At 71.5% G+C, this 24,807-nt stretch carries 25 protein-coding genes; 16 read left to right on the top strand and 9 right to left on the bottom strand.

Annotated elements, in window-relative coordinates; translation table 11 throughout:
- Nucleotides 1-71: 71 nt before the first annotated feature.
- The 3 genes from OG866_RS10250 to OG866_RS10260 all read left to right on the top strand — a co-directional run bounded on the left by OG866_RS10250 (nucleotide 72) and on the right by OG866_RS10260 (nucleotide 2,623).
- Nucleotides 72-1,442, top strand: coding sequence for a PhoX family protein (locus tag OG866_RS10250; protein ID WP_329333537.1), 1,371 nt, complete (start codon nucleotides 72-74; stop codon nucleotides 1,440-1,442).
- Between the two features lie 149 nt (nucleotides 1,443-1,591).
- Nucleotides 1,592-2,434: a polysaccharide deacetylase family protein gene (locus OG866_RS10255; protein ID WP_329333539.1), complete on the top strand. Its 843-nt coding sequence runs from the start codon at nucleotides 1,592-1,594 to the stop codon at nucleotides 2,432-2,434.
- A 9-nt stretch (nucleotides 2,435-2,443) separates the two neighbouring features.
- The gene (locus tag OG866_RS10260) at nucleotides 2,444-2,623 is read left to right on the top strand and encodes a hypothetical protein (RefSeq protein WP_329333541.1); all 180 of its coding nucleotides are present in this window, start codon (nucleotides 2,444-2,446) and stop codon (nucleotides 2,621-2,623) included.
- Here the strand turns inward: OG866_RS10260 and OG866_RS10265 are convergent.
- Both OG866_RS10265 and OG866_RS10270 read right to left on the bottom strand, forming a co-directional pair.
- Complete coding sequence (locus tag OG866_RS10265) at nucleotides 2,615-3,286, bottom strand: ABC transporter (protein ID WP_329333543.1); 672 nt, start codon at nucleotides 3,284-3,286, stop codon at nucleotides 2,615-2,617. The genes OG866_RS10260 and OG866_RS10265 overlap by 9 nt on opposite strands.
- A complete protein-coding gene (locus OG866_RS10270) occupies nucleotides 3,283-4,152 on the bottom strand; it encodes an ABC transporter ATP-binding protein (protein WP_329333545.1) in 870 nt (289 codons plus the stop codon). Before OG866_RS10270 ends, OG866_RS10265 begins: the two co-directional genes overlap by 4 nt.
- A gap of 30 nt (nucleotides 4,153-4,182) precedes the next feature.
- On the opposite strand from OG866_RS10270, the gene OG866_RS10275 reads away from it, so the two are divergent.
- From OG866_RS10275 to OG866_RS10305, 7 genes are all read left to right on the top strand, one after another.
- Entirely contained in the window at nucleotides 4,183-4,878 is a 696-nt protein-coding gene (locus OG866_RS10275; RefSeq protein WP_329333547.1) for a peptidyl-tRNA hydrolase, read from the top strand.
- On the top strand, nucleotides 4,875-5,522 hold the full coding sequence (locus OG866_RS10280) for a TetR/AcrR family transcriptional regulator (protein WP_329333549.1): 648 nt from the start codon (nucleotides 4,875-4,877) through the stop codon (nucleotides 5,520-5,522). The genes OG866_RS10275 and OG866_RS10280 overlap by 4 nt, the downstream gene beginning before the upstream one ends.
- A gap of 60 nt (nucleotides 5,523-5,582) precedes the next feature.
- Nucleotides 5,583-6,191, top strand: coding sequence for a TIGR03086 family metal-binding protein (locus OG866_RS10285; protein WP_329333551.1), 609 nt, complete (start codon nucleotides 5,583-5,585; stop codon nucleotides 6,189-6,191).
- A gap of 132 nt (nucleotides 6,192-6,323) precedes the next feature.
- Nucleotides 6,324-7,739 carry a DUF692 domain-containing protein gene (locus OG866_RS10290; protein ID WP_329333552.1) on the top strand — a complete coding sequence of 472 codons (1,416 nt, stop codon included), beginning with the start codon at nucleotides 6,324-6,326 and terminating at the stop codon, nucleotides 7,737-7,739.
- Nucleotides 7,740-7,833: 94 nt separating this feature from the next.
- Nucleotides 7,834-8,613 (top strand): DUF4142 domain-containing protein, encoded by a 780-nt coding sequence (locus tag OG866_RS10295; RefSeq protein WP_329333553.1) that lies wholly within the window; start codon nucleotides 7,834-7,836, stop codon nucleotides 8,611-8,613.
- 106 nt (nucleotides 8,614-8,719) lie between these two features.
- Nucleotides 8,720-9,520 carry a TIGR04222 domain-containing membrane protein gene (locus OG866_RS10300; protein ID WP_329333554.1) on the top strand — a complete coding sequence of 267 codons (801 nt, stop codon included), beginning with the start codon at nucleotides 8,720-8,722 and terminating at the stop codon, nucleotides 9,518-9,520.
- A 98-nt stretch (nucleotides 9,521-9,618) separates the two neighbouring features.
- Complete coding sequence (locus OG866_RS10305; protein WP_329333556.1) at nucleotides 9,619-11,217, top strand: alpha/beta hydrolase; 1,599 nt, start codon at nucleotides 9,619-9,621, stop codon at nucleotides 11,215-11,217.
- A 96-nt stretch (nucleotides 11,218-11,313) separates the two neighbouring features.
- Here OG866_RS10305 and hemQ read toward each other — a convergent pair whose 3' ends face one another.
- The gene (gene hemQ, locus OG866_RS10310) at nucleotides 11,314-12,045 is read right to left on the bottom strand and encodes a hydrogen peroxide-dependent heme synthase (RefSeq protein ID WP_329333558.1); all 732 of its coding nucleotides are present in this window, start codon (nucleotides 12,043-12,045) and stop codon (nucleotides 11,314-11,316) included.
- A gap of 5 nt (nucleotides 12,046-12,050) precedes the next feature.
- Nucleotides 12,051-13,502: a protoporphyrinogen oxidase gene (gene hemG, locus OG866_RS10315; protein WP_329333560.1), complete on the bottom strand. Its 1,452-nt coding sequence runs from the start codon at nucleotides 13,500-13,502 to the stop codon at nucleotides 12,051-12,053.
- 168 nt (nucleotides 13,503-13,670) lie between these two features.
- On the opposite strand from hemG, the gene OG866_RS10320 reads away from it, so the two are divergent.
- The gene (locus OG866_RS10320; RefSeq protein ID WP_329333562.1) at nucleotides 13,671-14,600 is read left to right on the top strand and encodes a DUF4349 domain-containing protein; all 930 of its coding nucleotides are present in this window, start codon (nucleotides 13,671-13,673) and stop codon (nucleotides 14,598-14,600) included.
- Nucleotides 14,601-14,627: 27 nt separating this feature from the next.
- A complete protein-coding gene (locus tag OG866_RS10325) occupies nucleotides 14,628-16,016 on the top strand; it encodes an FAD-dependent oxidoreductase (RefSeq protein ID WP_329333564.1) in 1,389 nt (462 codons plus the stop codon).
- 68 nt (nucleotides 16,017-16,084) lie between these two features.
- Here OG866_RS10325 and OG866_RS10330 read toward each other — a convergent pair whose 3' ends face one another.
- Nucleotides 16,085-16,420 carry a hypothetical protein gene (locus OG866_RS10330; RefSeq protein ID WP_329333566.1) on the bottom strand — a complete coding sequence of 112 codons (336 nt, stop codon included), beginning with the start codon at nucleotides 16,418-16,420 and terminating at the stop codon, nucleotides 16,085-16,087.
- Between the two features lie 92 nt (nucleotides 16,421-16,512).
- Here OG866_RS10330 and OG866_RS10335 point away from each other — a divergent pair, with 92 nt between their 5' ends.
- On the top strand, nucleotides 16,513-17,331 hold the full coding sequence (locus tag OG866_RS10335; RefSeq protein WP_329333568.1) for a rhomboid family intramembrane serine protease: 819 nt from the start codon (nucleotides 16,513-16,515) through the stop codon (nucleotides 17,329-17,331).
- Nucleotide 17,332: 1 nt separating this feature from the next.
- Here the strand turns inward: OG866_RS10335 and hemE are convergent, their stop codons facing one another.
- Complete coding sequence (hemE, locus tag OG866_RS10340) at nucleotides 17,333-18,388, bottom strand: uroporphyrinogen decarboxylase (protein WP_329333570.1); 1,056 nt, start codon at nucleotides 18,386-18,388, stop codon at nucleotides 17,333-17,335.
- 171 nt (nucleotides 18,389-18,559) lie between these two features.
- Here hemE and OG866_RS10345 point away from each other — a divergent pair, with 171 nt between their 5' ends.
- The 3 genes from OG866_RS10345 (at nucleotide 18,560) to OG866_RS10355 (ending at nucleotide 21,561) form a co-directional block, all read left to right on the top strand.
- A complete protein-coding gene (locus OG866_RS10345; RefSeq protein WP_329344020.1) occupies nucleotides 18,560-19,186 on the top strand; it encodes a DUF3000 domain-containing protein in 627 nt (208 codons plus the stop codon).
- Nucleotides 19,187-19,425: 239 nt separating this feature from the next.
- Complete coding sequence (locus tag OG866_RS10350; protein ID WP_059195623.1) at nucleotides 19,426-20,088, top strand: response regulator transcription factor; 663 nt, start codon at nucleotides 19,426-19,428, stop codon at nucleotides 20,086-20,088.
- Between the two features lie 144 nt (nucleotides 20,089-20,232).
- The gene (locus OG866_RS10355) at nucleotides 20,233-21,561 is read left to right on the top strand and encodes a ribonuclease D (protein ID WP_329333574.1); all 1,329 of its coding nucleotides are present in this window, start codon (nucleotides 20,233-20,235) and stop codon (nucleotides 21,559-21,561) included.
- Between the two features lie 79 nt (nucleotides 21,562-21,640).
- Here the strand turns inward: OG866_RS10355 and OG866_RS10360 are convergent, their stop codons facing one another.
- The 3 genes from OG866_RS10360 to OG866_RS10370 are packed head-to-tail and all read right to left on the bottom strand — an operon-like array spanning nucleotide 21,641 to nucleotide 24,743.
- Nucleotides 21,641-22,486, bottom strand: a complete 846-nt coding sequence (locus OG866_RS10360) for a carbohydrate ABC transporter permease (RefSeq protein WP_329333577.1) — start codon at nucleotides 22,484-22,486, stop codon at nucleotides 21,641-21,643.
- Complete coding sequence (locus OG866_RS10365; RefSeq protein ID WP_329333579.1) at nucleotides 22,483-23,430, bottom strand: carbohydrate ABC transporter permease; 948 nt, start codon at nucleotides 23,428-23,430, stop codon at nucleotides 22,483-22,485. Before OG866_RS10365 ends, OG866_RS10360 begins: the two co-directional genes overlap by 4 nt.
- Complete coding sequence (locus tag OG866_RS10370; protein ID WP_443063514.1) at nucleotides 23,430-24,743, bottom strand: extracellular solute-binding protein; 1,314 nt, start codon at nucleotides 24,741-24,743, stop codon at nucleotides 23,430-23,432. Before OG866_RS10370 ends, OG866_RS10365 begins: the two co-directional genes overlap by 1 nt.
- Nucleotides 24,744-24,807 lie beyond the last annotated feature (64 nt).

Here is a 24,807-nt window from a genome sequence, read left to right on the forward strand (position 1 = left end):
CCCGCGGCCGGACCCAGGTGATAGACACAGCGGCGTCACATCCTGTCCGCCAGCAGGAAGGTTGCTGCTCGATGTCCGCAACACGACGTCAGATCCTTGCCCGCTCCGGTGCCTTGGGGGCGGGCATCGCCTTCACCGGCGCCCTCTCCGAGCTCTTCGCCGGCACCGCCGCCGCGAGCCAGAACCTCGGCCACACGGGCTACGGTCCGCTCGTCCCCGATCCGGACGGCCTGCTCGATCTGCCGGAAGGTTTCCGCTACCGGGTCCTCTCCCGCGAGGGCGACCAGCTCCGTTCCGGCGAGGGGAAGGTCCCCTCCAACCACGACGGCATGTCGGCCTTCTCCGGCAGACACGGCCGTACCCACCTGGTCCGCAACCACGAGAACCGGGTCACCGCGGCCCTCGCGGTCCCGACGATCGACGGTCTCACCTACGACCCGATGGGCAAGGGCGGCTGTACGGCGCTGACACTCGACGCCCATGGCGACGTCCTGTCGGAGCGCGTCGCCATCGCCGGTACGGCCGTCAACTGCGCGGGCGGGCCCACCCCTTGGGGCACCTGGCTGACCTGCGAGGAGACCGAGGACAGGGCCGGCACCAACGGCTACACCAAGGACCACGGCTTCATCTTCGAGGTCGACGGCGCCGACCCGCGCCGCTCGGGCGCGGTCCCGCTGACCGCGATGGGCCGCTTCCAGCACGAGGCGATCGCCGTCGACCCCAAGCGCGGCATCGTCTACGAGACCGAGGACGCCTTCCTCAAGCCCTTCGGCCTCTTCTACCGCTTCCTCCCGGAGAAGCCGCTGGGCGGCCTCGGTTCCCTGCGCGCGGGCGGCCGGCTCCAGGCGATGCGTGTGCCCGGCGTACCCGACCTGTCCTCCATCCAGGAGACGGGCGCCTGCTTCGAGGGCATCGAGTGGGTCGACGTACCGGACCCGCTGGCCGCCCAGACCCCCGTCCGCCTCCAGGACTTCGGCCCGAAGGGCATCACGCACGCGCAGAAGCTGGAGGGCTGCTACTGGGGCGGCCGGTGCGTGTACTTCGTCTCCTCCTTCGCGCACAGCGCGGAGGGCTCGGCGGCCGACCACTACGGGCAGATCTGGCGGTACGACCCCTCGGCCCGCCGTCTCACCCTGGTGATCGTGTTCGGCCCGGACACCGACGTCCAGCTGCCCGGCGAGTCCCCGGACAACATCTGCCTCGCCCCCAGCGGCGGGCTCATGGTCTGCGAGGACGGCAACGGCGCCCAGCATGTGTTCGGCGTGACGCGCCGCGGCGAGGTGTATGCGATGGCCCGCAACGCCCAGAACATCGGAACGCCGCAAGCGCCCGAGTGGGGCGAGTTCGCGGGGGTCACCTTCTCCCCGGACGGCGAGACGATGTTCGTCAACTGCTACACGCCGGGGACCACGTTCGCCGTGCGGGGACCCTGGCGGAGGTAGGGCGACGGTTCGCCGGGCGTCCGGGGAAGCGGTCCTCCGCGTTCCCCGGACGCTCCGGCCGCCGCCAGTGGGCGCCTGATCGGGGCATCGGCGGGGCCCTTTGTGCAGCGGTCCGATAATCGCCCGATTCACCCCGTTATGTTCGTACGGTGATCATTCGAGTACGACAAGTCGCCGCCGTCTGCGCACTCGGCGCCGCCCTCACCGCCTGCGCCACCACCCCCGAGCCGCCCCGCACCAGGGCCGCCCGTCCGGCCCCCTCCGCCGCCCCCTCACGGCCCCCGACCCTCGCCCCCGGCCCCTCCGGTCTCACCCCCGTCTTCAAGCACGGCCCCCGCACCCCGGACAAGGCCGTCGCCCTCACCTTCGACGCCGACATGACCGCCGACCAGGGGGCGCGGGCGGCGGCGGGCGAGCACTTCGACAACCCGTCGCTGATCGCCGCGCTGCGGACGCTGAAGGTGCCGGCGACCGTGTTCATGACCGGCCGATGGGCCGAGGAGTACCCGGCCGAGGCCCGCTCGATCGGGCGGGACCCCCTCTTCGAGGTCGCGAACCACTCGTACAGCCACTACGCCTTCACCGGCGACTGCTACGGCCTGCCGCGCGTGTCCGAGGACCGGATGCGCTCCGACGTCGAGCGCGCCTACACCGCCTTCCGCGAGGTCGGGGTGCCGGACGCGATGCCGTACTTCCGCTTCCCCGGCGGCTGCTACGACCGCACGGCCCTCAAGGCGCTCACCCCCGCAGGAGTCACCGCCGTGCAGTGGGACGTGGTGAGCGGGGACGCCTTCGCGACCGACGCCGACGCCGTGGCCCGGCAGGTCCTCGACGGCGTGCGGCCGGGTTCCGTCGTCGTCATGCACTGCACGCGCAGCGCGGCGCCGACGACCGAGCGGGCGGTGCGGCGGATCGTGCCGGAGCTGCGGGCCCAGGGGTACCGGTTCGTGAAGGTGTCCGAGCTGATCGGGGCGAAGGGCGGACCGTCCTAGGCTGGAGGCATGAGCGAGGACTACTGCACGATCCGCGAGGTCCCGAAGCCGCCGCTCGCGGAGGGGCCGCCGTACGCCGAGTGCGTGCTGTGCCGGAAGCCGACGGAGTACCCGGAGTCGTACAAGGGGATCACGCTGTGCCCCGTGTGTGAGTGGCAGGAGGCACAGCGGACCGCCTGTTCAGGGTGACCGGCGGGAGGCCCGCACGCAGGCGACGGCCAGCGCCACGGCCGTGACCGCGGCCGCCGCCATGAGGGGCAGCAGCGGCAGCGGGACCGTCCCCTTCTGCGAGCCCGTGACCAGACCGCTGACCGCCGCCTGGGCCGGGGAGCCGGTCACCACGACCGACAGCAGGGCCGCGAGCAGCATCGTCGGCACCGCCCGGCCCGGCGAGCGCAGCAGCGGCCAGGCGGTCAGCGCCCCGACGGCCGTGCCGAGCAGGGCGCAGGCCAGCACCGCGAGCAGCCCGGACCCACCGGCCGGGAACCTCGGCACCCGGATCTGATGGTCGGAACTGACCGGATCACTGATCAGCGTCACGAGCACGGTGGCGACCGTACCGACCGCCGCCGCGGCACCCAACGCCACGAGCAGCGAGGCGAGATGCGCGCGGGCGGGCCCGACCGCGGCGGCGACACACGCCCGGGCGGCGGGCGGCTCGCCGGAGACACAGATCCGCACCAGCCAGGCGGCGACCGGCAGCAGCGCGGCGGCGGCATAGCCCAGCGAGTCGAGGATCGGCTGCCCGCTCTGCACACCGACGCCGAGGAACACGGCGTACAGGATGAACGGCGGCAGCCAGCGCTGCGAGCGCACGAGCAGGGCGGTCTGATAGCGGAGCAGCGCGGTCATCGGCCGCCTTCCTGGGTCGCGTGGCGCACGCTCACCACATGCCATGGCGGGCGGGCCGTCAGCAGGGTGCGCAGCAGCACGTCCGAGTGGGACGCGGGGACGGTGAGCCGGTAGGCGCCGGGTTCCGTCTCCGCGGCGGCGACCGTCGTGCGGTACGCCTCCTCGGGCAGCCGTCCGCCGGCCGGGCCCTGGACCTCGACGACGACCTGCGGGCCGGTGGGCGGTGCGGTGGCCGCCGTACGGGCCGTACGGGCTTCCAGAGCACCTTCCCGTACGACGTACGCGGCGTCGGCCGCCTCCGCCAGGCGCCGCGGGTCGTGGTCGACGAACACCACCGCTCCCCCGGCCGCAGTGCGCTCGGCGACGGCCCGCTCCAGCTCGGCCCGGGCGCCGGTGTCGAGGCCGGTCCACGCCTCGTCCAGGACGAGCAGCTCCGGTTCGGCGAGCAGGGCCTGCGCCACGGCGACCTTCTGGCTGCTGCCCTTGGAGAGCTGGGCCATGGGGGTGCGGGCGTGGGCGGCGGCGCCGAAGCGGTCCAGCCAGTCGCCTGCGGCGCGCTTGGCGGACGGTTCGGCCAGGCCGTGGATCTTGCCGAGGTGGGTGAGATAGCCGTGCGGGGTGAAGGGGAGGGCGGCGGGGAAGCGTTCGGGGACGTAGGCGGTGCGGGGTCGGCCCCTGACCTTGCCCTCGGAGGGGGTGTCGAGGCGGGCGAGGAGGCGCAGGAGGGTCGATTTGCCGGTGCCGTTCTCTCCTTCCACGCGGGTCAGGGTGCCCGGGGCGAGGGTGAGGTGGATGCCCCGTAAGACCCAGGGGCCGCGCAGGCCGTAGCGGCGGCCCACGTTGTCCAGCTGCAGAGCGCGTTCCATGGGCAAATGATGTCCCCTTAGGGTGGCCGGGTGAACGCCAGTCCTTTCCAGTCAGAAGTCAATGTGCGCGACCAGGCTCCTCAGTTCGTGCTGCCTCTGGTCGTACGCATCGAGCGTGCCGCTCCTCCCGCCCGTACCGATGCCCTGGAGACCGCCGCGCGGGCCGTTCTCCTCATCCTCAGTGATGAGCGGGCCCTCGGGGACGGGGAGTGGGCTGAGGTCATGCGGGACTGGCAGGACGCCCGGATTCGGAAGGTCGTGCGGCGGGCGCGTGGGGCGGAGTGGCGGAAGGCCGAGGCGCTGCCCGGGATCACCGCCACGGGAAAGTCGGCCGAGGTGCGGGTGTTTCCGCCGGTGCCGCTCGACGGGTGGCCGAAGGAGCTGGCCAAGCTTCAGGTGTCCGGGACCGATCTCGACGACCCGGAGACCCCGGTGGACGCCGATCCGGGGGCGCCGGTGCTGTGGCTGAGCCCGGATCTGGACATGTCGGCCGGCAAGGCGATGGCGCAGGCCGGGCACGGGGCCCAACTCGCCTGGTGGGAACTGTCGGACGAGCAGCGCGACGCCTGGCGCGAGGCCGGGTTCCCGCTGGCCGTGCGGACCGCGCCGCCCGAGCGGTGGCGTGAACTGACGTCCAGCGGGCTGCCGTTGGTGCGGGACGCGGGGTTCACGGAGATCGCGCCCGGTTCCTGCACCGTCGTCGCCGACCATCCGGCGCTGCGGTGACCCGGCTCGACGGTCGGGTCGAACGGGGCAACCGCACCCGGGAGTCGGTGCTGCGCCGTACCGTCGAGATCGCTTCCGTCGAGGGCCTTGAAGCACTGTCGGTGGGGCGGCTCGCGACGGAGCTGGGGTTGAGCAAGAGCGGGGTGTTCGCGCTGTTCGGCTCCAAGCAGGAGCTGCAACTGGCGACCGTACGAGAGGCCTCGCGGGTGTTCGTCGGCGAGGTCGTGGAGCCCGCCGCGGCGGTTCCGGCGGGGATCGGGCGGCTGTGGCGGCTGTGTGAGGCGTGGCTGGACTATTCGGAACGGCGGGTCTTTCCCGGCGGCTGCTTCTTCTACGGCGTGCTCGCGGAGTTCGACGCCCGGGAAGGCGCCGTGCACGATGCGCTCGTCGAGACCCAGCGCTACTGGACCGGGCATGTCGAGGAGCGGATCGCGGAGGCGCGGACGGCCGGTGAGCTGCGGGCGGACACGGATGCCGGGCAGCTGGCCTTCGAGTTGATCGCCCTGATGGAGTCGGCGAACGCCCTGTCCGTGCTGCACGGGGAGACGGCCGTCTATCGCCGGGCCCGGGTGGGGATCGCGGCGCGGTTGCGGGCGGTGGCGGTGGACGGGGAGTCGGTTCCGCGGGGGTTCGGCGAAAACTAATAGCACGACCGTTCGCTTACTTTTAGGGTGAGGGTCTGCCCCGATCGCCGAGGAGTGCGCATGGACGTCGTGAGGCTCGACCGGATCGCCGTGGAGGAAGCCGTGCGGGTGGTGGGACTCGCGCGGGACGAGGACGAGGCCGGCGCCGGGGACTGGGAGCGGGACAGCCCTTGTGCCGGGTGGTCGTTGCGACGGCTCGTGGCGCACATGGCCGCGCAGCATCGCGGGTTCGCGGCGGCGGCGCGGGGCGTGGGCGGTGAACCGGCGCACTGGAGGGAGCCGGAGGACCTGGGCGCGCCCGCCGAGGTGCATCGGGCAGCCGCGGCGGATGTGCTCGACGCCTTCGCCGAACCGGGCGTCGAGGGGCGGGAGTTCACGCTCCCGGAGCTCGGGCTGACCGTTCCGGGGCGGCCGGCGATCGGCTTCCACCTCGTGGACTACGTCGTGCACGCCTGGGACGTGGCCGCCACCCTCGGCGTACGTCTGGAACTGCCGGACGACGTCCTCGCCGCGGCCCTGGCCGTGGCCCGGCGTGTTCCGGCGGACCCGGGCAGCCGTGGGGACGGGTTCGCGTTCGCGCCCGCGTCGCTGGTACCGGAGGGGGCCGGGGCCCTGGAGGAGACACTGCGGCTGCTGGGGCGGAAGCCCGAACCTCAAATGTTGCTCTGAAGACGCCCCGGAGGTGATTCGGCTCCCGGCGCCGGGGCCATACCCCCGTCACACAGGAACAGCGGGGCGTCGAAGGAGACGACACGGCGAGCACGTGAGCAAGCCACTCGACGGGGAAACGGGGACGGGGACATGGAGCGACTGGGCACGGGGATCGGCTGGCGGCCGGAGATCGCGGACGCCGTGGAGCGCATGCCGGGCATCGACTGGGTCGAGGTCGTGGCCGAGAACACGTGCCCCGGCCATCTGCCCGAATCGCTGCGGCGGCTGCGGGAGCGCGGGGTGACCGTGGTCCCGCACGGCGTCTCGCTCGGCCTCGGCGGCGCCGACCGCCCCGACGAGGGGCGACTGACGGCCCTCGCCGAGCGCGCCGAGGCGCTGGGCTCGCCCCTGGTCACCGAGCACATCGCGTTCGTGCGGGCGGGCGGCCCCCTGACGGCCTCCCCGCGCCTGGAGGCCGGCCATCTGCTGCCCGTGCCGCGCACCCGTGACGCCCTCGACGTGCTCTGCGAGAACATCCGCGTCGCCCAGGCCGCGCTGCCCGTGCCGCTCGCCGTCGAGAACATCGCCGCGCTGATCTCCTGGCCGGGCGAGGAGCTGACCGAGGGGCAGTTCCTGTACGAGCTGGCCGACCGCACCGGCGTACGGCTGCTCATCGACGTCGCCAACCTCCACACCAACCACGTCAATCGCGGCGAGGACCCGGCCGAGGCCCTCACCGACCTCCCGCTGGAGGCGATCGCCTACGTCCATGTCGCGGGCGGCTTCGAGCGGGACGGCGTCTGGCACGACAGCCACGCCCACCCGGTCCCGCGCCCGGTCCTCGACATCCTGACCGACCTGGCCTCCCGGGTGACCCCGCCGGGGGTCCTGCTGGAGCGCGACGAGAACTTCCCCGAACCGGCCGAGCTGGAGGGGGAGTTGACGGCGATCCGGGGGGCGCTGGAGAAGGGACGGGAGCAGAGCCAGGGCGAGGGGCAGGGCCAGGGGCAGGGGCATGCTCCGGTCACGGAAGCCACCCGCGCCGCCACACCCGCTCCCGCCTCCGACCCCGCCGCCACACCCGCTCCCGCCTCCGACCCCGCCCCCACTCCCACTCCAACTCCCGCTCCCGCTCCCGCTCCCGCTCCCGCTCCCGCCCGTCAGCGTCTCGCCCTCGCGCAGACCGCGCTGCTGTCCGCCCTCGTCGCCGGGACGCCCGTGCCCGAGGGGTTCGACCGGGTGCGGCTCGGGGTGCAGGCGCGGGCCCTCGCCGGGAAGCGGGCGGATGCCGTGGCGAAGGTCGCGCCCGAGCTGCCGGGGATCCTGGGCGCGGGGTACCGGACCGCGTTCCTCGGGTACGCCCACGGGCACCCGATGACCGGCGGGTACCGCAGGGACGCGCTGGACTTCGCCGGGTATCTGCTGGCGGCGGGGGCGGTCCGGGACGAGCGGACACTGGGTGAGCTGCGGGAGTGGTGGCTGGAGCGGTCGGGGTCACGGCCCCGCTCGCACCGGCCGGGCGTGCGCCTCGCGCGGGCGACGCGGCGGGTGCTGCTGCGCCGCTGAGCGGGCGGTCGGCAGTGGGGCGCGGACCGCGCAGTAACATGCCAACTGCGCACCCGAAACGCACTGGCGTGCGGTGCCGCAAGCAGGAGGCACCATGCGACCCCGACCCCCCGTCCAAGGCCGAGGCATCTTCAGTGGCACCGGGCTCATCATCACCGGCCTGGCGGCGACCCTGGCGGCCCTGGTGTTCCCGGTCTGGTCGTACGCCGACCGGTCCGGCACCGGGGTCGACGTACTGAACGCCCAGACCGTGTCGACGAGGTACGGTCCGCTGTCGGCGCTCGACCGGGAGTTCGTCACCAAGGTCCGCCTCGCCGGGCTGTGGGAGCTGCCCGCCGGGCAGCAGGCCCTCCAGAAGGGCACGACGCAGGCCGTCCGCACGGCGGGCCAGCATCTGGTCGAGGGGCACACGTTCCTGGACGAGCGGGTGCGCGAGGTCGCCTCACAGCTCGGCCTCGAACTCCCCAACGAGCCCAACGACCAGCAGAAGCAGTGGCTGGCCACCCTGAGTTCGGCCCAAGGCACGGAGTACGACCGCCAGTTCGCCAACATCCTGCGCCTCGCGCACGGCAGGGTCTTCTCGGTCGTCGCCCAGGTGCGGGCCACCACCCGCAACTCCCTGGTCCGCGCCCTCGCCGACGACGCGAACACCACCGTCCTCGACCACATCAAGATCCTGGAGGCCACCGGGTACGTCGACTGGGACGCCCTGGCCCAGGACATGGCCTCCGGCAACACTCCCCCGATCACCCGCACCCCCGGCCCGCCCGGTCCGACGACCGACCCGAGCCCGGCCGTCCCGGTGACCCCGTCGGCGTCCCCGACGTACACGCTGCCGCCCCCGGCCAGCAGTCCGCCGCCGGACAACCAGTGATCGAGCCCTGAGCGGCCCCAAAAGGAACATCACGTACCGGCAACGCTCCGTCCGGATTGTGAACAAGGCATGGCGCCCTCACGACCGATTCGCATAGAACAGCGTCATGTTCTGGGTCCTTCTCCTCCTGCTGGCCTGGGCCGCCGCCGGTACCGCGTGTACCCGGCTGTGCCTGGCCGCCGTACGTGCTGCGGCCGTGGACACGGAAGAAGTGGCCGCGGGCCGTGGGCACGATCTGACGCTGTACGAGGCGGCGTTCCTGTCCGGCGGTCCCCGACGGGTCGCCGACCTCACCATGGTCTCGATGGCGCGCCAGCGCCGACTGCTCCTCGCGCACACCGGCTGGGCGACCGTCGTCGACCCGCGCGGCCGGGACGAGATCGAACGCTCCGTCATCGGGGCCATAGGTCCGGAGGGTCAGTCCCGCATCACCCCGGCGCGGGACGCCGCGGCCGGCGCGGCCCCGGTGCGCGGCCTCGCCGACCGTCTCGTCCGCGCGGGTCTCGCCGTGCCGGACGGGGCCCGTACGACGGTGGCGGCGGCGGTCCGCCAGGTGCAGTTCGCCGCGCTCGTGGTCCTCGCGCTGGGCGCGACCGCGCTGTTGACGCCCGCCCCGTCGGAGATGCCGCGCCAGCTCATCGCCCTGTGGTTCGCGCTGCCGCTCGCCCTCACGCTGAGCTGCCTGGCCATCGCCCGGGTCGAGGTCCACCCGTACTCGCGCTGGGCCTCCCCCGCCGGCCAGCGCCTGCTCGGCGCCCTGGCCCGCCGTACCGGAGGCGGTGACGACCGCACCTACCTCACCTCGGTCGCCGTACGGGGTATCCGCGCGGTCGGTGAACCGGACCTGCGCGCGGCCTTCGCCGAGCGCGAGCAGCACTGGCGCGACGGGCACACCAGGGGCGCATAGGGGGCATTGGCGCCGACACCGGCCGGACGGTGCTTGCCTTCACCAACAACCGAACGAAACATCCCTTTTGTTGCTGCCGTGCACCGAAGGGATACGCCATGAGAGCCCCCGCCCTCTACTCGGCCGCCGGGACCTTGATCCTGACCACACTCGCGGCCGCCCCGGCCGGCAGCACCTCGCCCGGAGTCCCGGGCGGCCTGCCGGGCGCGGTCGAGCTGCGGGGCACCGCGACGGCCGCCGCACGGGCCCAGGCGGCCGGGATCGCCTTCGGCAGGTGTCCCGACGCGGAGGACCTGCCGGCCGCGATGCGGTGCGGCACGGTGACCGTCCCGCTCGACTACGCGCACCCCGACGGCAAACAGATCAAACTCACCGTCAGCCGGGTCCGGGCCACCCACAAGGACCCCCACAACAGCAAGCACAAGGTCCCCGGGCAGGGTTCCCTGGTCTACAACCCGGGCGGACCCGGCGCCTCCGGCATGTACTTCCCGCTCATCGGCTACCTGCCCGAGTGGAAGCCGCTCGCGGCGGCGTACGACCTCGTCGGCTACGCCCCGCGCGGCGTCGGCCGCTCCGCGCCGCTGTCCTGCGAGGACCCCAAGCACTTCCTCAAGGCGCCCTCACCGGCGCCGGTGCACCCCTCGGAGTCGTACAAGCGGGAGCGCATCGCCGAGGCGAAGGCGTACGCGCGCGGCTGCGCCAAGCGGGCGGGCAGCGCGCTGCGGCACTACACCTCGCTCAACAACGCCCGTGACCTGGACGTCCTGCGCGCCGCGCTCGGCGAGGACCGGCTGACGTTCATGGGGGCGTCGTACGGCACCTACTTCGGGGCGCTGTACGCGACGCTGTTCCCCTCGCATGTGCGGCGGATGGTGTTCGACGCGGCGGTGAACCCGGACCCGGAGCAGATCTGGTACCGCAACAACCTCGACCAGTCGGCCGCGTTCGAGGGCCGCTGGGCGGACTTCCGCGAGTGGGTCGCCAAGCACGACAAGGTGTACGGGCTCGGTGACACGGCCGAGAAGGTGCAGCGCAGCTACGACAAGGCGGCGGCGCAGCTGGCGGCGGAACCGGCCGGCGGGAAGGTCGGGCCCGGGCAGTTGCAGGGGGCGTTCCTGACCGCCGGGTACTACGACGACTTCTGGCCGCACCGGGCGCAGGCGCTGTCCGCCTATCTCAAGGGCGATCCCAAGCCACTGATCCAGCAGGCGGGGCCGCATCCGGAGGCGGCGAAGGAGGCCGAGAACTCCAGCGCGGTGTACACGGCCGTCGAGTGCAACGACGCGGCCTGGCCCACGGAGTGGGCGGTGTGGGACCGGGACAACACACGGCTGGCGCGGGTGGCGCCGTTCGAGACATGGGACAACGTGTGGATGAACCTGCCGTGCGCGTACTGGCAGGCGCCGCGTCAGCAGGTCGTCGATGTGCGGACGGGGCCTGGGGAGTTGCCGCCCGTCCTGATTCTGGCCGCTGAGCGGGATGCTGCCGCGCCTTATCAGGGGGCGTTGGAGATGCATCGGCGGTTGTCGGGGTCGGTGCTGGTGACCGAGCGGGATGCCGGGACGCACGGGATCGGGGGTGGGCCGAATCGGTGCGTGAACGGGTATCTGGACGCGTATTTGTTGGAGGGGCGGCTTCCGGTGCGGCGCGCTGCGTGTGCGCCGCATCCGGAGCCGAAACCGCGGGCTGCCAAGTAAGGCCTTCGGGATGCTGCGGGCCGGTTGTGGCTGGTCGCGCCCGCGCGGCGGTAGCCGCAGATTGATACAGCCCCGCGCCCCTACAAGCAAAAAGCCTCAGGCCAGGCCTGCCACCAGTTCCGCGACCGACTTCCTGCGGCCCGTGTAGAACGGGACCTCTTCGCGGACGTGCATGCGGGCCTCCGAGGCGCGCAGGTGGCGCATGAGGTCGACGATGCGGTAGAGCTCGTCGGCCTCGAAGGCCAGGAGCCACTCGTAGTCGCCGAGGGAGAAGGAGGCGACCGTGTTGGCGCGGACGTCCGGGTAGCCGCGGGCCATCTTGCCGTGGTCGGCGAGCATGCGGCGGCGGTCCTCGTCGGGCAGGAGGTACCAGTCGTAGGACCGCACGAAGGGGTAGACGCTGACGTAGTTGCGGGGCGTCTCGTCGGCGAGGAACGCCGGGATGTGCGAGCGGTTGAACTCGGCGGGGCGGTGCAGCGCCATGTTCGACCAGACCGGCTCCAGCGCGCGGCCCAGCCTGGTGCGGCGGAAGAGGTTGTACGCCTCCTGGAGCTGGTCGGCGGTCTCGGCGTGCCACCAGATCATGAGGTCGGCGTCGGCGCGCAGTCCGGACACGTCGTAGGTGCCGCGGATCGTGACGTCCTTGGCGGCGAGCTGGTCGAACAGCTCCTGGACCTCGTCGGCGTAGCCCGCGCGGTCCTCGGGGAGGACGTCCTTCAGTTTGAAGACGGACCAGAGCGTGTATCGGATGACCTCGTTGAGGTCCTTGGCCAGCTTGCCCTTGTTCGGGATCCGGCCGGCCTCGGGGGTGGTGGCATCGTTGGTCATGGTCCTTATTCTCCTGCTCCTCCGTGCAGACTCTGCACCGGGTGGGCGGTGAGCTCCTGCACACCGCGCTCGTCTCCGTGGATCTCGTCGACCGCCGCGTACGCGCTCGCGACGCAGGCCGGGATGCCGACTCCGTCGTACTGGGCACCGCAGACGGCCAGGCCCGGGAGCTTCGCGAGGTGCTCGCGGACGCGGGCCACGCGCGCGTGGTGGCCGACGGGGTACTGGGGCAGACCGTCGGTCCAGCGGGTGACGCGGGTTTCGAGGGGGCTCGCGTCGAGGCCGGTGGCCTCGCGCAGATCGTGGCGGGAGACGTCGACGAGGTCTGCGTCGTCGCGGTCCAGGATCGCCGTCTCGCCGTAGCGGCCGACCGAGGTGCGCAGGACCACGACGTCCGGGTTCTCGTCGGCGATCCAGCCCCACTTCTGGGAGGCGAACGTGGCCGCCTTGATCGTGCGGCCGTCGACGGGCGGGACGAGGAAGCCGCTGCCCGCCGGGAGATCGGTGTCCGCGCGGCGGTAGGCGAGGGTGACCAGGGCCATGGAGGCGTACTCGACGGCGGCCAGTTCGGCGGCGGCCTCGGGGGCTTCCGGCCGCAGCAGGCGGGCGGCGGCGGGGGCGGGTACGGCGACGACCACGGAATCGGCGTGCAGGACGCGGTCCCCGGCCGCGACCCGCCAGCCCTCCGCGCCCTCGCGCCGCAGTTCGGTCACGGGCGCGCCGGTGATGATCTCGCCGCCTCGCGCGCGGACCGAGTCGGCGACGGCGAGCGGGAGGCTGCCGACGCCGCCCGCGAGGCCCATGAAGACCGGGCCGGTCTGCTGGTTGGCCGCCGCCTTGGCCTGGATCTCGCGGACCGCCTCCGTCAGGGAGGTGTGGGTCCGCGCGGCCTGGAAGAGCTGCGGGACCGCCGAGCGCATCGACAGGCGGTAGGCGTCGCCCGCGTACACGCCGCCGAGCAGGGGCTCGATCAGCCGGTCGACGACCTCGCGGCCGAGCCGCGCGGCGACGTACTCACCGACCGCCACGTCGTCGCCGACCTCGGTGCGCGGCAGGTCGGCGTCGCGCTCGATGCGGGCCAGGCCCTCGTCGGAGAGGACGCCTTCGAGAGCGGACGCGGTGCCGGGGACGCCCATGACATGGCCCTTGGGCATCGGGCGCAGGGCGCCGCGGGTCCAGATCGAGGCGGTGGCGGTGACGGGGGGCTGAAGGCGGTCGGTCAGGCCCACCTCGCGGGCCAGGGCGACGGCCTCCGGTCTGCGCGCCAGCATCGACTCCGCGCCGAGGTCCACCCGCGCGCCGGCGATCTCGCCGGGCAGCAGCTTGCCGCCGACGCGGCCGGACGCCTCCAGCACGGTCACCCGCGCCCCGCGCCCCAGCAGCCGGTGAGCCGCGGCCAGTCCCGCGATCCCGGCCCCGATGACGACGACGTGCCCCGTCGTACCTGATCCGCTCATGGCTCCACCTTCTCAGACGCCACCGACAGTGACGCCAGGGACCTTTGTCCCTTCGTACGTCCCTTCCGAGTCCCGACCGTGACCCCTTCGGAACCGCCCCGCCCCAACGTTGCGGGGCGCCCGCGCGTCGAAGGAGCGTCAGTCGTCACGACCCTCGGGGGCACGCCCATGCGCACACAACGTTCCGTACGACCCGTCCAGGCCCTGGCGGGCATCCTGCTGGCCGCCGCACTGGCTCTGTCCGGCTGCTCCGGCTCCGGATCCTCCGACAGCGGCTCCGGCAGCGACAGCGCCGCGCTGTCGGACGGGAAGGAGGCCGGCCCGGGCGGCGCCGCCGACAGCGGCGGCAGGCAGGCGAGCACCGCTCCCAAGCTCCCCACCAGCCACATCATCCGTACCGCCGAACTCACCGTGCAGGTCAAGGACGTACCGAAGGCGCTGGAGGCGGCCCGCACCACCACCGAGAACGCCGGCGGCTACATCGGCAAGGAGTCCACCTCCCGCGACGAGGAGGGCGCGGAGGAGACGCGGGTGACGCTGCGGGTGCCCGTCGACGCGTACGAGGAGGTGCTGACCGAGCTGGAGGGCTCGGGCAGGCTCATCGAGCGCACCGCGAAGGCGCAGGACGTCACCGACCAGGTCGTCGACGTGGAGAGCCGCATCACGTCGCAGCGCGCGAGCGTGGCCCGCATCCGCGAGCTGATGGACCGGGCCACCAAGCTGAGCGACGTCGTGACCCTGGAGGGCGAACTGAGCAGCCGTCAGGCCGACCTGGAAGCACTGCTCGCCCGGCAGGCCTCCCTGAAGGACCGCACGAGCCTGGCCACCATCACCCTGTCCCTGTCCGAGAAGCCGGCCGTGAAGGCCGCCGAGGACGACGATCCGGGGATCGTGGACGCGCTGGCGGGCGGCTGGGACGCGTTCGTGACGATGCTGCGCTGGATCGTGGTGGCGCTGGCGGCTGTCCTGCCGTTCGCCGCGGTCCTGGCCCTGCTCGTGCTGGCGTGGCTGCGCCTGCTCCGGCCCCGGCGCTCGCGCCGCCCGGTCCCGGAGCCCCTCCCGGTGACCGTCGAGGAGCGGGGCGGCGGGCAGCACTGAAATGCCCGCCCCACGTAGCGTGTTCGCATGAACATGAACGCTGCGAGGGAACGACTGGTCGTGATCGGCGGCGACGCCGCGGGGATGTCCGCGGCGTCGCAGGCCCGCCGGCTGAAGGGGCCCGAGGAACTGGAGATCGTGGCGTTCGAGCGGGGCCACTTCACGTCCTACTCGGCCTGCGGCATCCCGTACTGGGTGGGCGGTGACGTCGAGGAGCGGGACGAACTGATCGCCCGCACGCCCGAGGAGCACCGGGCCCGTGACATCGACCTGCGCATGCGCACGGAGGTCACGGAGATCGACGTCGAAGGGCGGCGGGTACGCGCGCGTGACCTCGATTCCGGGGCGGAGTCCTGGACGTCGTACGACAAACTCGTGATCGCGACCGGCGCCCGCCCCGTCCGCCCGGACATGCCGGGCGTCGACGCGCCGGGCGTCCACGGGGTGCAGACCCTCGACGACGGGCAGGCGCTGATCGACACGCTGGCACGCACGCGTGGGCGGCGGGCGGTGGTGGTCGGCGCGGGGTACATCGGCGTCGAGATGGCCGAGGCGCTCATCAACCGCGGCTACGAGGTGACGGTCGTCAACCGCGGCAGCGAGCCCATGTCGACGCTCGACCCGGACATGGGGCGGCTGGTGCACGAGGCGTTGGAGGGCCTGGGCATCACCATGGTCGACGACGCCGTGGTCACCAAGGTCCTGACCGGCGAGGACGGGCGGGTGCGGGCGGTGGCCACGGAGGACGCCGAGTACCCGGCGGACGTCGTGGTGCTGGGTATCGGGGTGCGCCCGGAGACCTCGCTGGCCAAGGCGGCGGGGTTGCCCGTGGGCCGTCATGACGGGCTGCTGACCGATCTCGGCATGCGGGTGCGCGGGCACGAGAACATCTGGGCGGGCGGCGACTGCGTGGAGGTCCTCGACCTGGTCTCCGGCCAGGAACGCCACATCGCGCTCGGCACCCACGCCAACAAGCACGGCCAGGTCATCGGCGCCAATGTCGGCGGCGGTTACGCGACCTTCCCGGGTGTGGTCGGTACGGCGGTCAGCAAGGTCTGCGACCTGGAGATCGCACGCACGGGACTGCGCGAGAAGGACGCGCACAGGGTGGGCCTGCGGTTCGTGTCCGTCACCATCGAGTCGACGTCCCGCGCGGGCTACTACCCCGGCGCCTCCCCCATGACGGTCAAGATGCTCGCCGAGCGCCGCACAGGGCGGCTGCTCGGCGTGCAGATCGTCGGGAGGGAGGGCGCCGGGAAGCGCGTGGACATCGCGGCGGTGGCGCTGACGGCCGGGATGACGGTGGAGCAGATGACGGCCCTGGACCTGGGCTACGCACCGCCGTTCAGCCCGGTGTGGGACCCGGTGCTGGTGGCCGCCCGCAAGGCTGCAAAGGCGGTAGGTCAGCCGACCTAGAGGTGCGGGGAACTGCGCGACCAGCCCCGACGAGCCCGCACTCGCCGTGTTGCAGCACCCGATGACGGCTAGGCGGTTGTCCCGTTGATCCGCTCGATCGCCTGCCGTGCCTGCTCCGCCGGAGGCCTGGGCAGCGATGACACGGACGCGCTCGCGGGGACGGCGGCCGGCATGGCGGCGGGCTGCTCGCCCGCGGGCTTGGCGTGGGCGGCGGAGGCCCGGGACGACCGCAGCCGGTGGCTCACCGCCTCGTCCAGCGTCACCGGCCGCTGCATCTGCGAGGCCAGCCGCCCCGCCTCCTGGCCCAGTCGGGCGACGTCCTCCCAGGGCAGTCGCAGCACGACGGCGAGCTCGGCCTCACCGTCGGGCAGCGCGTGGATGGGAGGAGTAACTCGGTCGTTCATCGCCTGTTCCTCACGTCGGTTGAGAACACATACGCACGCGCGCGTGCGGCTGTTCACCGGTTCACGCCCCGTATTGCGGGCACATTTCCCTTGTGGTCATCCCCGTCCATGACGTGAACCCGGTGCGCCGCACCCCTGTGGTGACGTACGCGCTCATCGCCGCGAACGTGCTGGTCTTCCTGTACACGCCCGGCCTCGCCGGCTCCGTGGCGGGCGACAGCAGCCTGTCCCAGCTGTGTCATCTACAGGCGTTCCTGGACCACTACTCGGCCGTGCCGCAGGAGCTGATCCACCATCAGCTGCCGCGGCTGGTCCCCACCGGTGAGGTGGGTCCGGGCGGCCGGGGCTGTGTGGTCGGCCCGCCGACCTACGACAAGTCCCCCGCGCTGTCCGTGTTCTCCGCGATGTTCCTGCACGGCGGCTGGCTGCATCTGCTGGGCAACATGCTGTTCCTGCTGATCTTCGGCAACAACGTCGAGGACCGCATGGGCCATGTGCGCTTCGCGCTGTTCTACGTCGTCTGCGGCTACGCGGCGTCGTACGGCTTCGCGCTCCTCAACGACGACTCCGGCGACCCGCTGATCGGCGCGTCCGGGGCCATCGCGGGGGTGCTGGGCGCCTATCTGGTGCTGTATCCGAAGGCCAGGGTGTGGGTCCTGGTCCCGTTCCTGGTCTTCCTGCCGCTCAGACTGCCGGCCTGGCTGGTGCTGGGGTTCTGGTTCGTGCTCCAGGCCTTCTACTCGTCCGGCGAGGGTGTCTCCGACGCGGGCACGGTGGCGTACGCGGCGCATGTCGTGGGCTTCCTCGTCGGCATGCTGCTGGCCTGGCCGCTCAAGGCGGGCACGACCCCGCCGCCGGAACCGCGCGGCCTGCTGTTCGGCAGGAGGGCGCGGCCCCGGCACACCTGGTAGGTCAGCGGGCGGTCCGCGTGTGGACGTACTCCACGAGCCGGGTCAGCGCGTCCGGGTCGGTGGAGGGCATGACGCCGTGGCCGAGGTTGAAGACGTGGCCCTCCAGGTCCTTCGCCGTCTCCAGCACCTCGCGGGTCTTGGCCTCGACGGCCTCGGTGCCGGCGAACAGGACGGTCGGGTCGAGGTTGCCCTGGAGCGCCTTGCCGGGGCCGACGCGGCGGGCGGCCTCGTCGAGCGACACCCGGTAGTCGACGCCGACGACATCCGCGCCGGCCTCGCCCATGAGGCCCAGCAACTCGCCGGTGCCGACGCCGAAGTGGATGCGCGGGACGCCGTATCCGGCGACGGCGTCGAGCACCTTGGCGGAGGCGGCCATCACCGAGCGGCGGTAGTCGACGGGGGCGAGCGCGCCGGCCCAGGAGTCGAAGAGCTGGACGGCGGAGGCGCCGGCCTCGATCTGTACCTTCAGGAACGCGGCCGTGATGTCGGCGAGGCGGTCCAGCAGGTCGGCCCAGAGCTCCGGGTCGCCGTACATCATCGCCTTGGCGTTCTCGTACGTGCGCGACGGACCGCCCTCGACGAGGTAACTCGCGAGGGTGAAAGGCGCGCCGGCGAAACCGATGAGCGGGGTGGCGCCGAGTTCGGCGGTCAGCAGGCCGATGGCCTCGGTGACGTAGGAGACGTCCCCGGGGGTGAGGTCGCGCAGCTGGGCCAGGTCGGCGCGGGTGCGGATCGGCTTCTCGACGACCGGGCCGACGCCGGGCTTGATGTCGAGGTCGATGCCGATGGCCTTGAGCGGGACGACGATGTCGCTGAAGTAGATCGCCGCGTCCACGTGGTGCCGGCGCACCGGCTGGAGGGTGATCTCGGTGACCAGCTCGGGCCGCATGCAGGACTCGAGCATGGGGACGCCCTCGCGGACCTTGCGGTACTCCGGCAGTGAGCGCCCGGCCTGCCGCATGAACCACACCGGGGTGTGCGGCACGGGCTCGCGCCGGCAGGCCTTGAGGAAGGCGGAGTCGTACGTGGCGGACGGCGGCGTCTGATTAGCACTCACGTCGGCAAGTCTCGCACGGCGTCCCGAGTGCCAGGTGCCCGGCGTCGGTGTCGCGTCGCCGGTGACCTGGCGCCCGTTGTCCGGGTGTCTAGGGCGGCACCGGGCCCCGCTTCCCTTTAATCTTCCGGCATGGCTGCGGCTCAAGGACGACTGTCGGACGGCACTGGCGGAATGGACGACGCGAAGGAGGGGGACCGGGATACGAGCAGCGACGCTCCGTTGCCCTTCCGGGCCGCCGTCGACGCGCTGAGGGCCACGCGGCTCAGGCCGCAGATCGAGGTGGAGCCGACGCGCGCCCCGCAGCGGCTGGCGCCGTTCGCGTACGCGCTGGAGGCGACGGTCGTCGACGGCGACCAGGACCTGGCCGACGGCCGGCTGGTGCTGCTGCACGACCCGGACGGGCATGACGCCTGGCGGGGTTCGTTCCGGCTGGTGACGCTGGTGCGCGCGGAGCTGGAGGCGGAGATGGCGGCCGATCCGCTGCTGCCCGACGTGTGCTGGTCGTGGCTGACCGGTGCGCTCCAGGCCCGTGGTCTGGCGTGCGGGGAGCCCAGCGGCACGGTCACCCGGGCCAGCTCCCACTACTTCGGCGGTCTCGCCGAGCGTCCGTCGGCCTCGCAGATCGAGATCCGTGCCTCCTGGACGCCTCGCGAGGGGCTGGGCGGGGCGCCGGACACGGCAGGTCATCTGGCGGCCTGGTGCGATCTGCTGGCGCAGGTCGCGGGGCTGCCGCCGGCCGGTCCTGGCGACGCGTCCGTGGTGACGCTGCCGCAGCGGCGCGGTCCGCAGTCACGCTGACGTCACCCTCGGGGTCACCTTTTCGGGCGCGGGAATTTTGTCGTCACTTTGTCGATACGGCCACTTTCAGTCGAGAGTGATACCTCGAACGAACTGAATCGTTCACCGAACGATCGACCACACGTCCGAATTGCACTAATTGTTACTCACTAGATCGTGATCATTTCCTAAAGGACTCGTGGTTCGGTGCCGAAGACGTCTGTGACCTTCCAAGTCGTCCCCGCACCCCAGGAGGCCTGGTGTCCGTTCTCCTCGAGCAGCCCGCAAGCCTGGTCGCCTACCGCCCGAACAAGCCCACCGCGATGGTGGTCGTGGCCGACCCGCGCGTCCGCTCCACCGTCACCCGCCACTTGTGGGCGCTCGGTGTACGCGACGTCATCGAGGCCTCGTCCGTCGCGGAGGCTCGTCCCCGCATCGGCAACCCCCGCGACATCTGCGTCGCCGACGTCCACCTGCCCGACGGCTCCGGCCTGACCCTTCTGTCGGAGACCCGAGCGGCAGGCTGGCCCAACGGCCTCGCCCTCTCCGCCGCCGACGACATCGGCGCCGTTCGCAACGCCCTCGCGGGCGGAGTGAAGGGCTACGTCGTCACCGGCACCCGCACCAACGTCGGGCTCCCCACCCGACCGGGCGCCGCCCCCATCGGCTCCCGCGCCGCCGGAATGCACCGTCGCCCCCCGGGTGCCCCGAGCCACCCGGGCGGCTACCGCGAACTGTCCGGCCGTGAGGTCGAGGTACTGCGGCTGGTGGCGGAGGGCCAGTCGAACAAGGCCATCGGCGTCTCGATGGGCCTGTCCGCACTGACCGTCAAGAGCCACCTCGCCCGTATCGCCCGCAAGCTCGGCACGGGCGACCGTGCCGGAATGGTGGCGGTGGCACTGCGCACCGGCATCATCCACTGAGATTCCCGCCGAGGGTTCCCCGCCCTCATCGTTCACGGACGTGAACCAGACCTTTCGCGGTACTGACTGGTTTACGACCCTCAGGCGCCCGTCGACGGAACGTTCCGTCGGCGGGCGCTGTCCATACACAGATACCCTTGACAGGTGACCGACGCCCAAGACACCGCAGCAGACAGCTCACTGCGAACCACCGGAGGCGCCCCTCCGGACGACGGCGGATCTTCTGTTACGGGGGCGCCGAACCCTGAACCGGGACCCGAAGCCGGTCCCGAACCCGGTCCTGAGCCGATTCCGCTCCTGGAACCGCGCGAGGGCATCCCGCCGGTCGTCGCCGACGAGACCGCGCTCGCCGAGGTCATCGCCGCGTTCGCCGCCGGGACCGGCCCCGTCGCCGTCGACGCCGAACGCGCGTCCGGCTACCGCTACGGACAGCGCGCCTACCTCGTCCAGCTGCGCCGCGAAGGCGCCGGGACCGCGCTGATCGACCCCGTGGGCTGCCCCGATCTGTCAGGACTCGGCGAGGCCCTCTCCGGTGTGGAGTGGGTGCTGCACGCCGCCACCCAGGACCTCCCCTGCCTCCGCGAGATAGGTATGGTGCCGACCTCGCTGTTCGACACCGAGCTGGCCGGACGGCTCGCCGGGTTCCCCCGGGTCGGGCTCGGCGCGATGGTCGAGGGCGTCCTGGGCTTCGTACTGGAAAAGGGCCACTCCGCCGTCGACTGGTCGACCCGGCCGCTGCCCGAGCCGTGGCTGCGCTACGCCGCGCTGGACGTGGAACTCCTGGTCGATCTGCGGGACGCCCTGGAGAAGGAGCTGGACCGGCAGGGGAAGCTGGAGTGGGCGCGGCAGGAGTTCGACGCGATCGCGGCGGCGCCGCCCGCCGAGCCGCGCAAGGATCCCTGGCGGCGGACGTCCGGGATGCACAAGGTGCGGCGGCGTCGGCAGCTGGCCGTCGTACGGGAGCTGTGGCAGACGCGGGACCGGATCGCGCAGCGGCGGGACGTGTCGCCGGGCAAGGTGCTGTCCGACGCGGCGATCGTGGAGGCCGCGCTGTCCCTGCCGACCTCCGTGCAGGTGCTGGCCGGGCTCAACGGGTTCGGGCAGCGGATGGGGCGACGGCAGCTGGAGCAGTGGCAGGCGGCCGTGGATCGGGCCAAGGCGCTGCCCGAGGCGCAGTTGCCTGCGCCTGGGCAGCCGGTGACGGGGCCGCCGCCGCCGCGCGCGTGGGCCGACAAGGATCCGGCGGCCGCGGCTCGCTTGTCGGCGGCTCGGGCGGGCGTGTCCGCCTTGGCCGAGCGGCTCAATATGCCTCAGGAGAACCTGATCACTCCGGATACCGTTCGGCGGGTCTGCTGGGAGCCGCCGAAGGTGGTGGACCTGGGGTCCGTCGGGGATGCGTTGGGCGGGCACGGGGCTCGGCCGTGGCAGGTTGAGCTTGTGGCGCCGGTTCTGGTGAGTGCGTTGTCCGCCTAGACGCCGTAGGGGAACTGTTGCGTTGCGAGTGACGGTTCGTTGTGGCTTGTCGCGCAGTTCCCCGCGCCCCTGAAAGCCTCTATCTGGTCGCGCCCCTCGTGAAGCCGTTGTAGATGTAGCGCTGTAGCGCCAGGAAGACGATCAACGTGGGCAGGATGACGACTATCGCTCCTGCCGAGATCGTCTCCCAGTGGGCGCCGTACGGGCCCTTGAAGCGGAACAGGGACGTCGAGATCACGCCAAGATCCTGGGACGGCATGTAGAGGAACGGGATGTAGAAGTCGTTGTAGACGGTGATCCCCTTCACGATCACGACCGTGGCGATGGCCGGTTTCAGGAGGGGGAAGATGATCTTTCGGTAGATCGTGAAGGCGTTGGCGCCGTCCAGGCGGGCGGACTCGTCCAGGGAGACCGGGATCGAGCGCACGAACTGCAAGAAGATGTAGATCGAGACGATGTCGGTGCCCATGTAGAGGGCGATGGGCGCCCAGAGCGTGTCGAACATGCCGAAGCCGTTGACGATCTGGAAGGTCGCGACCTGGGTCGTGACGCCGGGGACCAGGGCCGCCAGCAGGAACAGCGCCACGACCAGTTTCTTGAAGCGGAACGTGAAGCGGTCGATCGCGTACGCCGTCATCGAACCGATCAGGACCGTGCCGGCGATGGCGAACACCAGGATGAAGGCCGTGTGGCCGAAGGCCGAGAGCATCCGGCCGTCCTGGAACGCGGTCACGTAGTTGTGGAAGTTCAACGGGTCGTCGGGGAAGGTCAGAGCCCCGCTGCCGCCCGTCATCTCCTTGTCCGTCTTCAGGGACGTCAGGAAGACCACGCCCAGCGGGAGCAGGACGATGATCGTTGCCAGGATCAGCGAGGTGTAGACGCCGGTGCGGGCCAGGGCTCGGCGGGTCGTACCTCGGCTGGTCATACGAGGTCCACCTTGTCGTCGGGGACGAGCCTGCGCTGGAGCCAGGTCACCAGCAGGATGATCAGCAGCAGGACCAGGGCGGCGGCCGAGGCCAGGCCCGTCTTGTTGAACTGGAAGGCCAGCTTCACCGTCTGGATCACGAAGGTCTCCGTGCCGGTCGCGCCGCCCGTCATGATGTACGGGATCTCGAAGGCGGACAGCGAGCCCGAGACCGAGAGGATGACGGTCAGGGTCAGGACCGGCTTGATGCCCGGCGCGATGATGTGGCGGAACTGGTGCCAGCGGTTCGCCCCGTCCAGCTCGGACGCCTCGTACAACTCCCCGGGGATCGACTGGATCGCGCCGAGGAACAGGACGAAGTTCAGGCCCAGATAGCGCCAGATGGAGACCGCGGCCAGCGAGGAGTTGGCGGAGAACGGGGTGCCCAGCCAGGCGTGGTCGGAGTGGTAGCCGAACAGCGCGAGGACCGAGTCGAGGGTGCCGCCGTCCTGGAAGAAGTAGAGGAAGACGAAGCCGATCGCCACCCCGTTGATCAGGTACGGGAAGAAGAGCACGCCCTTGAAGAAGTTCCGGAAGCGGACGTTGAAGCTCAGGACCGTCGCGAAGTACAGGGCCGCGACGATCTGGATCGCCGAGGCGACCAGGTAGTAGCCGCTGACGAAGAAGACCTCGAACAGCTCGGAGCGGGTGAACAGTTCGGTGTAGTTCTCCAGCCCCGTGTAGTGCAGCTCGGGGCTCACACCGTCCCAGTCGGTGAAGCTGTACGCGATCATGTTGACGATCGGCGCGTAGGTGAAGGTGATCAGGAGGGCGAGCGGGGCGATCAGGAAGATCCAGGGGGTCAGACGGCGCCAGACGCGGGCCCGGCGGGGGGCCGGAGCCGGTACCGGGGTGTCCCGTGCCGGCTCCTTCGTGACGGACACCCTCGCGGTGGTGTCCGTCATCAGGACCCCATGTTCTTCTGGGTCTCGGTCCATTTCTGGCCCAGGCTCTTCAGATAGTCGTCGAGCGTGCCCTTCTTCGCGCCGCGCGCCAGGTCGACCAACTCCTGCCGGTAGTCCGGGGTGTTGATGCCGACCTCGGACTCGGTGTCGATCGCCTTGACCTCGGCGCCCTTGCTGTCGTCCAGCTCGATGAGCTTGACGCCCTGCTCCTCGTACGGCTTCAGGACGGTCGGCATGGGCGCGTCCTTGAGCGGCGAGATGGCCAGGTTGTCGTCGGCGTAGCCGGACTTGTCGGTGAACCAGTCGAGCCAGGCGCGGGCGGCTTCCTTGTGCTCGGAGTGGACGTTGATGCCCTGGTTGTAGTCCGGGCCCACGGTGGCGCAGAACTTGCCGTCGGTCTGGGCCGGGAAGGGCATGAAGCCGATGTCGTCCGGGTTCACACCGGCCTTCTTCGCGGCGTCCTGGAACTGGATGATCGCCCAGGTGCCCAGCCACTGCGTGGCGATCTGCCCCTTGGCCAACTGCCCCTTGGACGCTTCCCAGTTGGAGGTGGTCGGGTCCTTCTCGACGAGGCCCTCGTGGACGATGTCGTACAGGAGCGTGTCGCCCACGCGCAGGTCGGAGCCCTCGGCCCAGGGGTTGCCCTCGGCGATCTTGGTGGTGGCCTGGGGATCGCAGTGGACCGTGCCGTTGACGAAGGTCCAGGAGGTCAGGGTCCAGCCGGCCGCGAAGTTGGTGTAGTACGGAGTCGCGTCGGTCTTGGACTTGATGGCCTTGAGGGCGGTCACGAACTCGTCCGGGGTGGTGGGCCAGTCGGTGACGCCGGCCTCCTGCCAGACCCGCTTGTTGTAGACGAAGCCCGGCATCACGCCGTCGGCGGTCTGGCCGTAGACCTTGCCGTCGACCGCGGTGTAGTCGGTGAACCGGTACTTCTTGCTGCGCTCCGCGACCGTGCCGAGCGAGGCGAAGAACTTGGGGTAGTCGCTCTTCTTGATCACCCCGGGGATCATCAGGACGTCGCCGTAGTTCTCCGTGTTCATCCGGATCTTGACCTCGGCCTCGTAGTTCGTGAGGGCCTCGAACTTGACCTTGACCTTCGGGTAGATCTTGTTGAACTCGGCGGCGTACTTGTCCATCGTGCCGTCCTGCACCAGGTCGGTGCGCACGGTGAGGACCTTGATGGTGCCGGTGACCTTGGCGGGGTCGTCGGGCGCCTTGGCGTCGGCGCCTTTCGAGGTGCCTCCGGTACCGGTGCAGCCGGCGGCCAGGACGGCGGATCCCACGGCCAGGGCCAGGATGTGACGGCGGTTCATGTGCATCAGCTCCGTTCTCGGGCGTTCACGGGACGGACGAGCACGTGCGTGTGGCGCTGCATGG

This window comes from Streptomyces sp. NBC_00663 (assembly GCF_036226885.1).
Classification (GTDB): Bacteria; Actinomycetota; Actinomycetes; order Streptomycetales; family Streptomycetaceae; genus Streptomyces.

Excerpts from the sequence above, each read along its gene's own strand:
- OG866_RS10250 (WP_329333537.1), top strand. The coding sequence starts at position 72 with ATGTCCGCAACACGACGTCAGATCCTTGCCCGCTCCGGTGCCTTGGGG.
- OG866_RS10260 (WP_329333541.1), top strand. The coding sequence starts at position 2,444 with ATGAGCGAGGACTACTGCACGATCCGCGAGGTCCCGAAGCCGCCGCTC.
- OG866_RS10265 (WP_329333543.1), bottom strand. The coding sequence starts at position 3,286 with ATGACCGCGCTGCTCCGCTATCAGACCGCCCTGCTCGTGCGCTCGCAG.
- OG866_RS10270 (WP_329333545.1), bottom strand. The coding sequence starts at position 4,152 with ATGGAACGCGCTCTGCAGCTGGACAACGTGGGCCGCCGCTACGGCCTG.
- OG866_RS10285 (WP_329333551.1), top strand. The coding sequence starts at position 5,583 with ATGGACGTCGTGAGGCTCGACCGGATCGCCGTGGAGGAAGCCGTGCGG.
- OG866_RS10290 (WP_329333552.1), top strand. The coding sequence starts at position 6,324 with ATGGAGCGACTGGGCACGGGGATCGGCTGGCGGCCGGAGATCGCGGAC.
- OG866_RS10295 (WP_329333553.1), top strand. The coding sequence starts at position 7,834 with ATGCGACCCCGACCCCCCGTCCAAGGCCGAGGCATCTTCAGTGGCACC.
- OG866_RS10300 (WP_329333554.1), top strand. The coding sequence starts at position 8,720 with ATGTTCTGGGTCCTTCTCCTCCTGCTGGCCTGGGCCGCCGCCGGTACC.
- OG866_RS10305 (WP_329333556.1), top strand. The coding sequence starts at position 9,619 with ATGAGAGCCCCCGCCCTCTACTCGGCCGCCGGGACCTTGATCCTGACC.
- hemQ (WP_329333558.1), bottom strand. The coding sequence starts at position 12,045 with ATGACCAACGATGCCACCACCCCCGAGGCCGGCCGGATCCCGAACAAG.
- hemG (WP_329333560.1), bottom strand. The coding sequence starts at position 13,502 with ATGAGCGGATCAGGTACGACGGGGCACGTCGTCGTCATCGGGGCCGGG.
- OG866_RS10320 (WP_329333562.1), top strand. The coding sequence starts at position 13,671 with ATGCGCACACAACGTTCCGTACGACCCGTCCAGGCCCTGGCGGGCATC.
- OG866_RS10325 (WP_329333564.1), top strand. The coding sequence starts at position 14,628 with ATGAACATGAACGCTGCGAGGGAACGACTGGTCGTGATCGGCGGCGAC.
- OG866_RS10330 (WP_329333566.1), bottom strand. The coding sequence starts at position 16,420 with ATGAACGACCGAGTTACTCCTCCCATCCACGCGCTGCCCGACGGTGAG.
- OG866_RS10345 (WP_329344020.1), top strand. The coding sequence starts at position 18,560 with ATGGACGACGCGAAGGAGGGGGACCGGGATACGAGCAGCGACGCTCCG.
- OG866_RS10360 (WP_329333577.1), bottom strand. The coding sequence starts at position 22,486 with ATGACCAGCCGAGGTACGACCCGCCGAGCCCTGGCCCGCACCGGCGTC.
- OG866_RS10365 (WP_329333579.1), bottom strand. The coding sequence starts at position 23,430 with ATGACGGACACCACCGCGAGGGTGTCCGTCACGAAGGAGCCGGCACGG.
- OG866_RS10370 (WP_443063514.1), bottom strand. The coding sequence starts at position 24,743 with ATGAACCGCCGTCACATCCTGGCCCTGGCCGTGGGATCCGCCGTCCTG.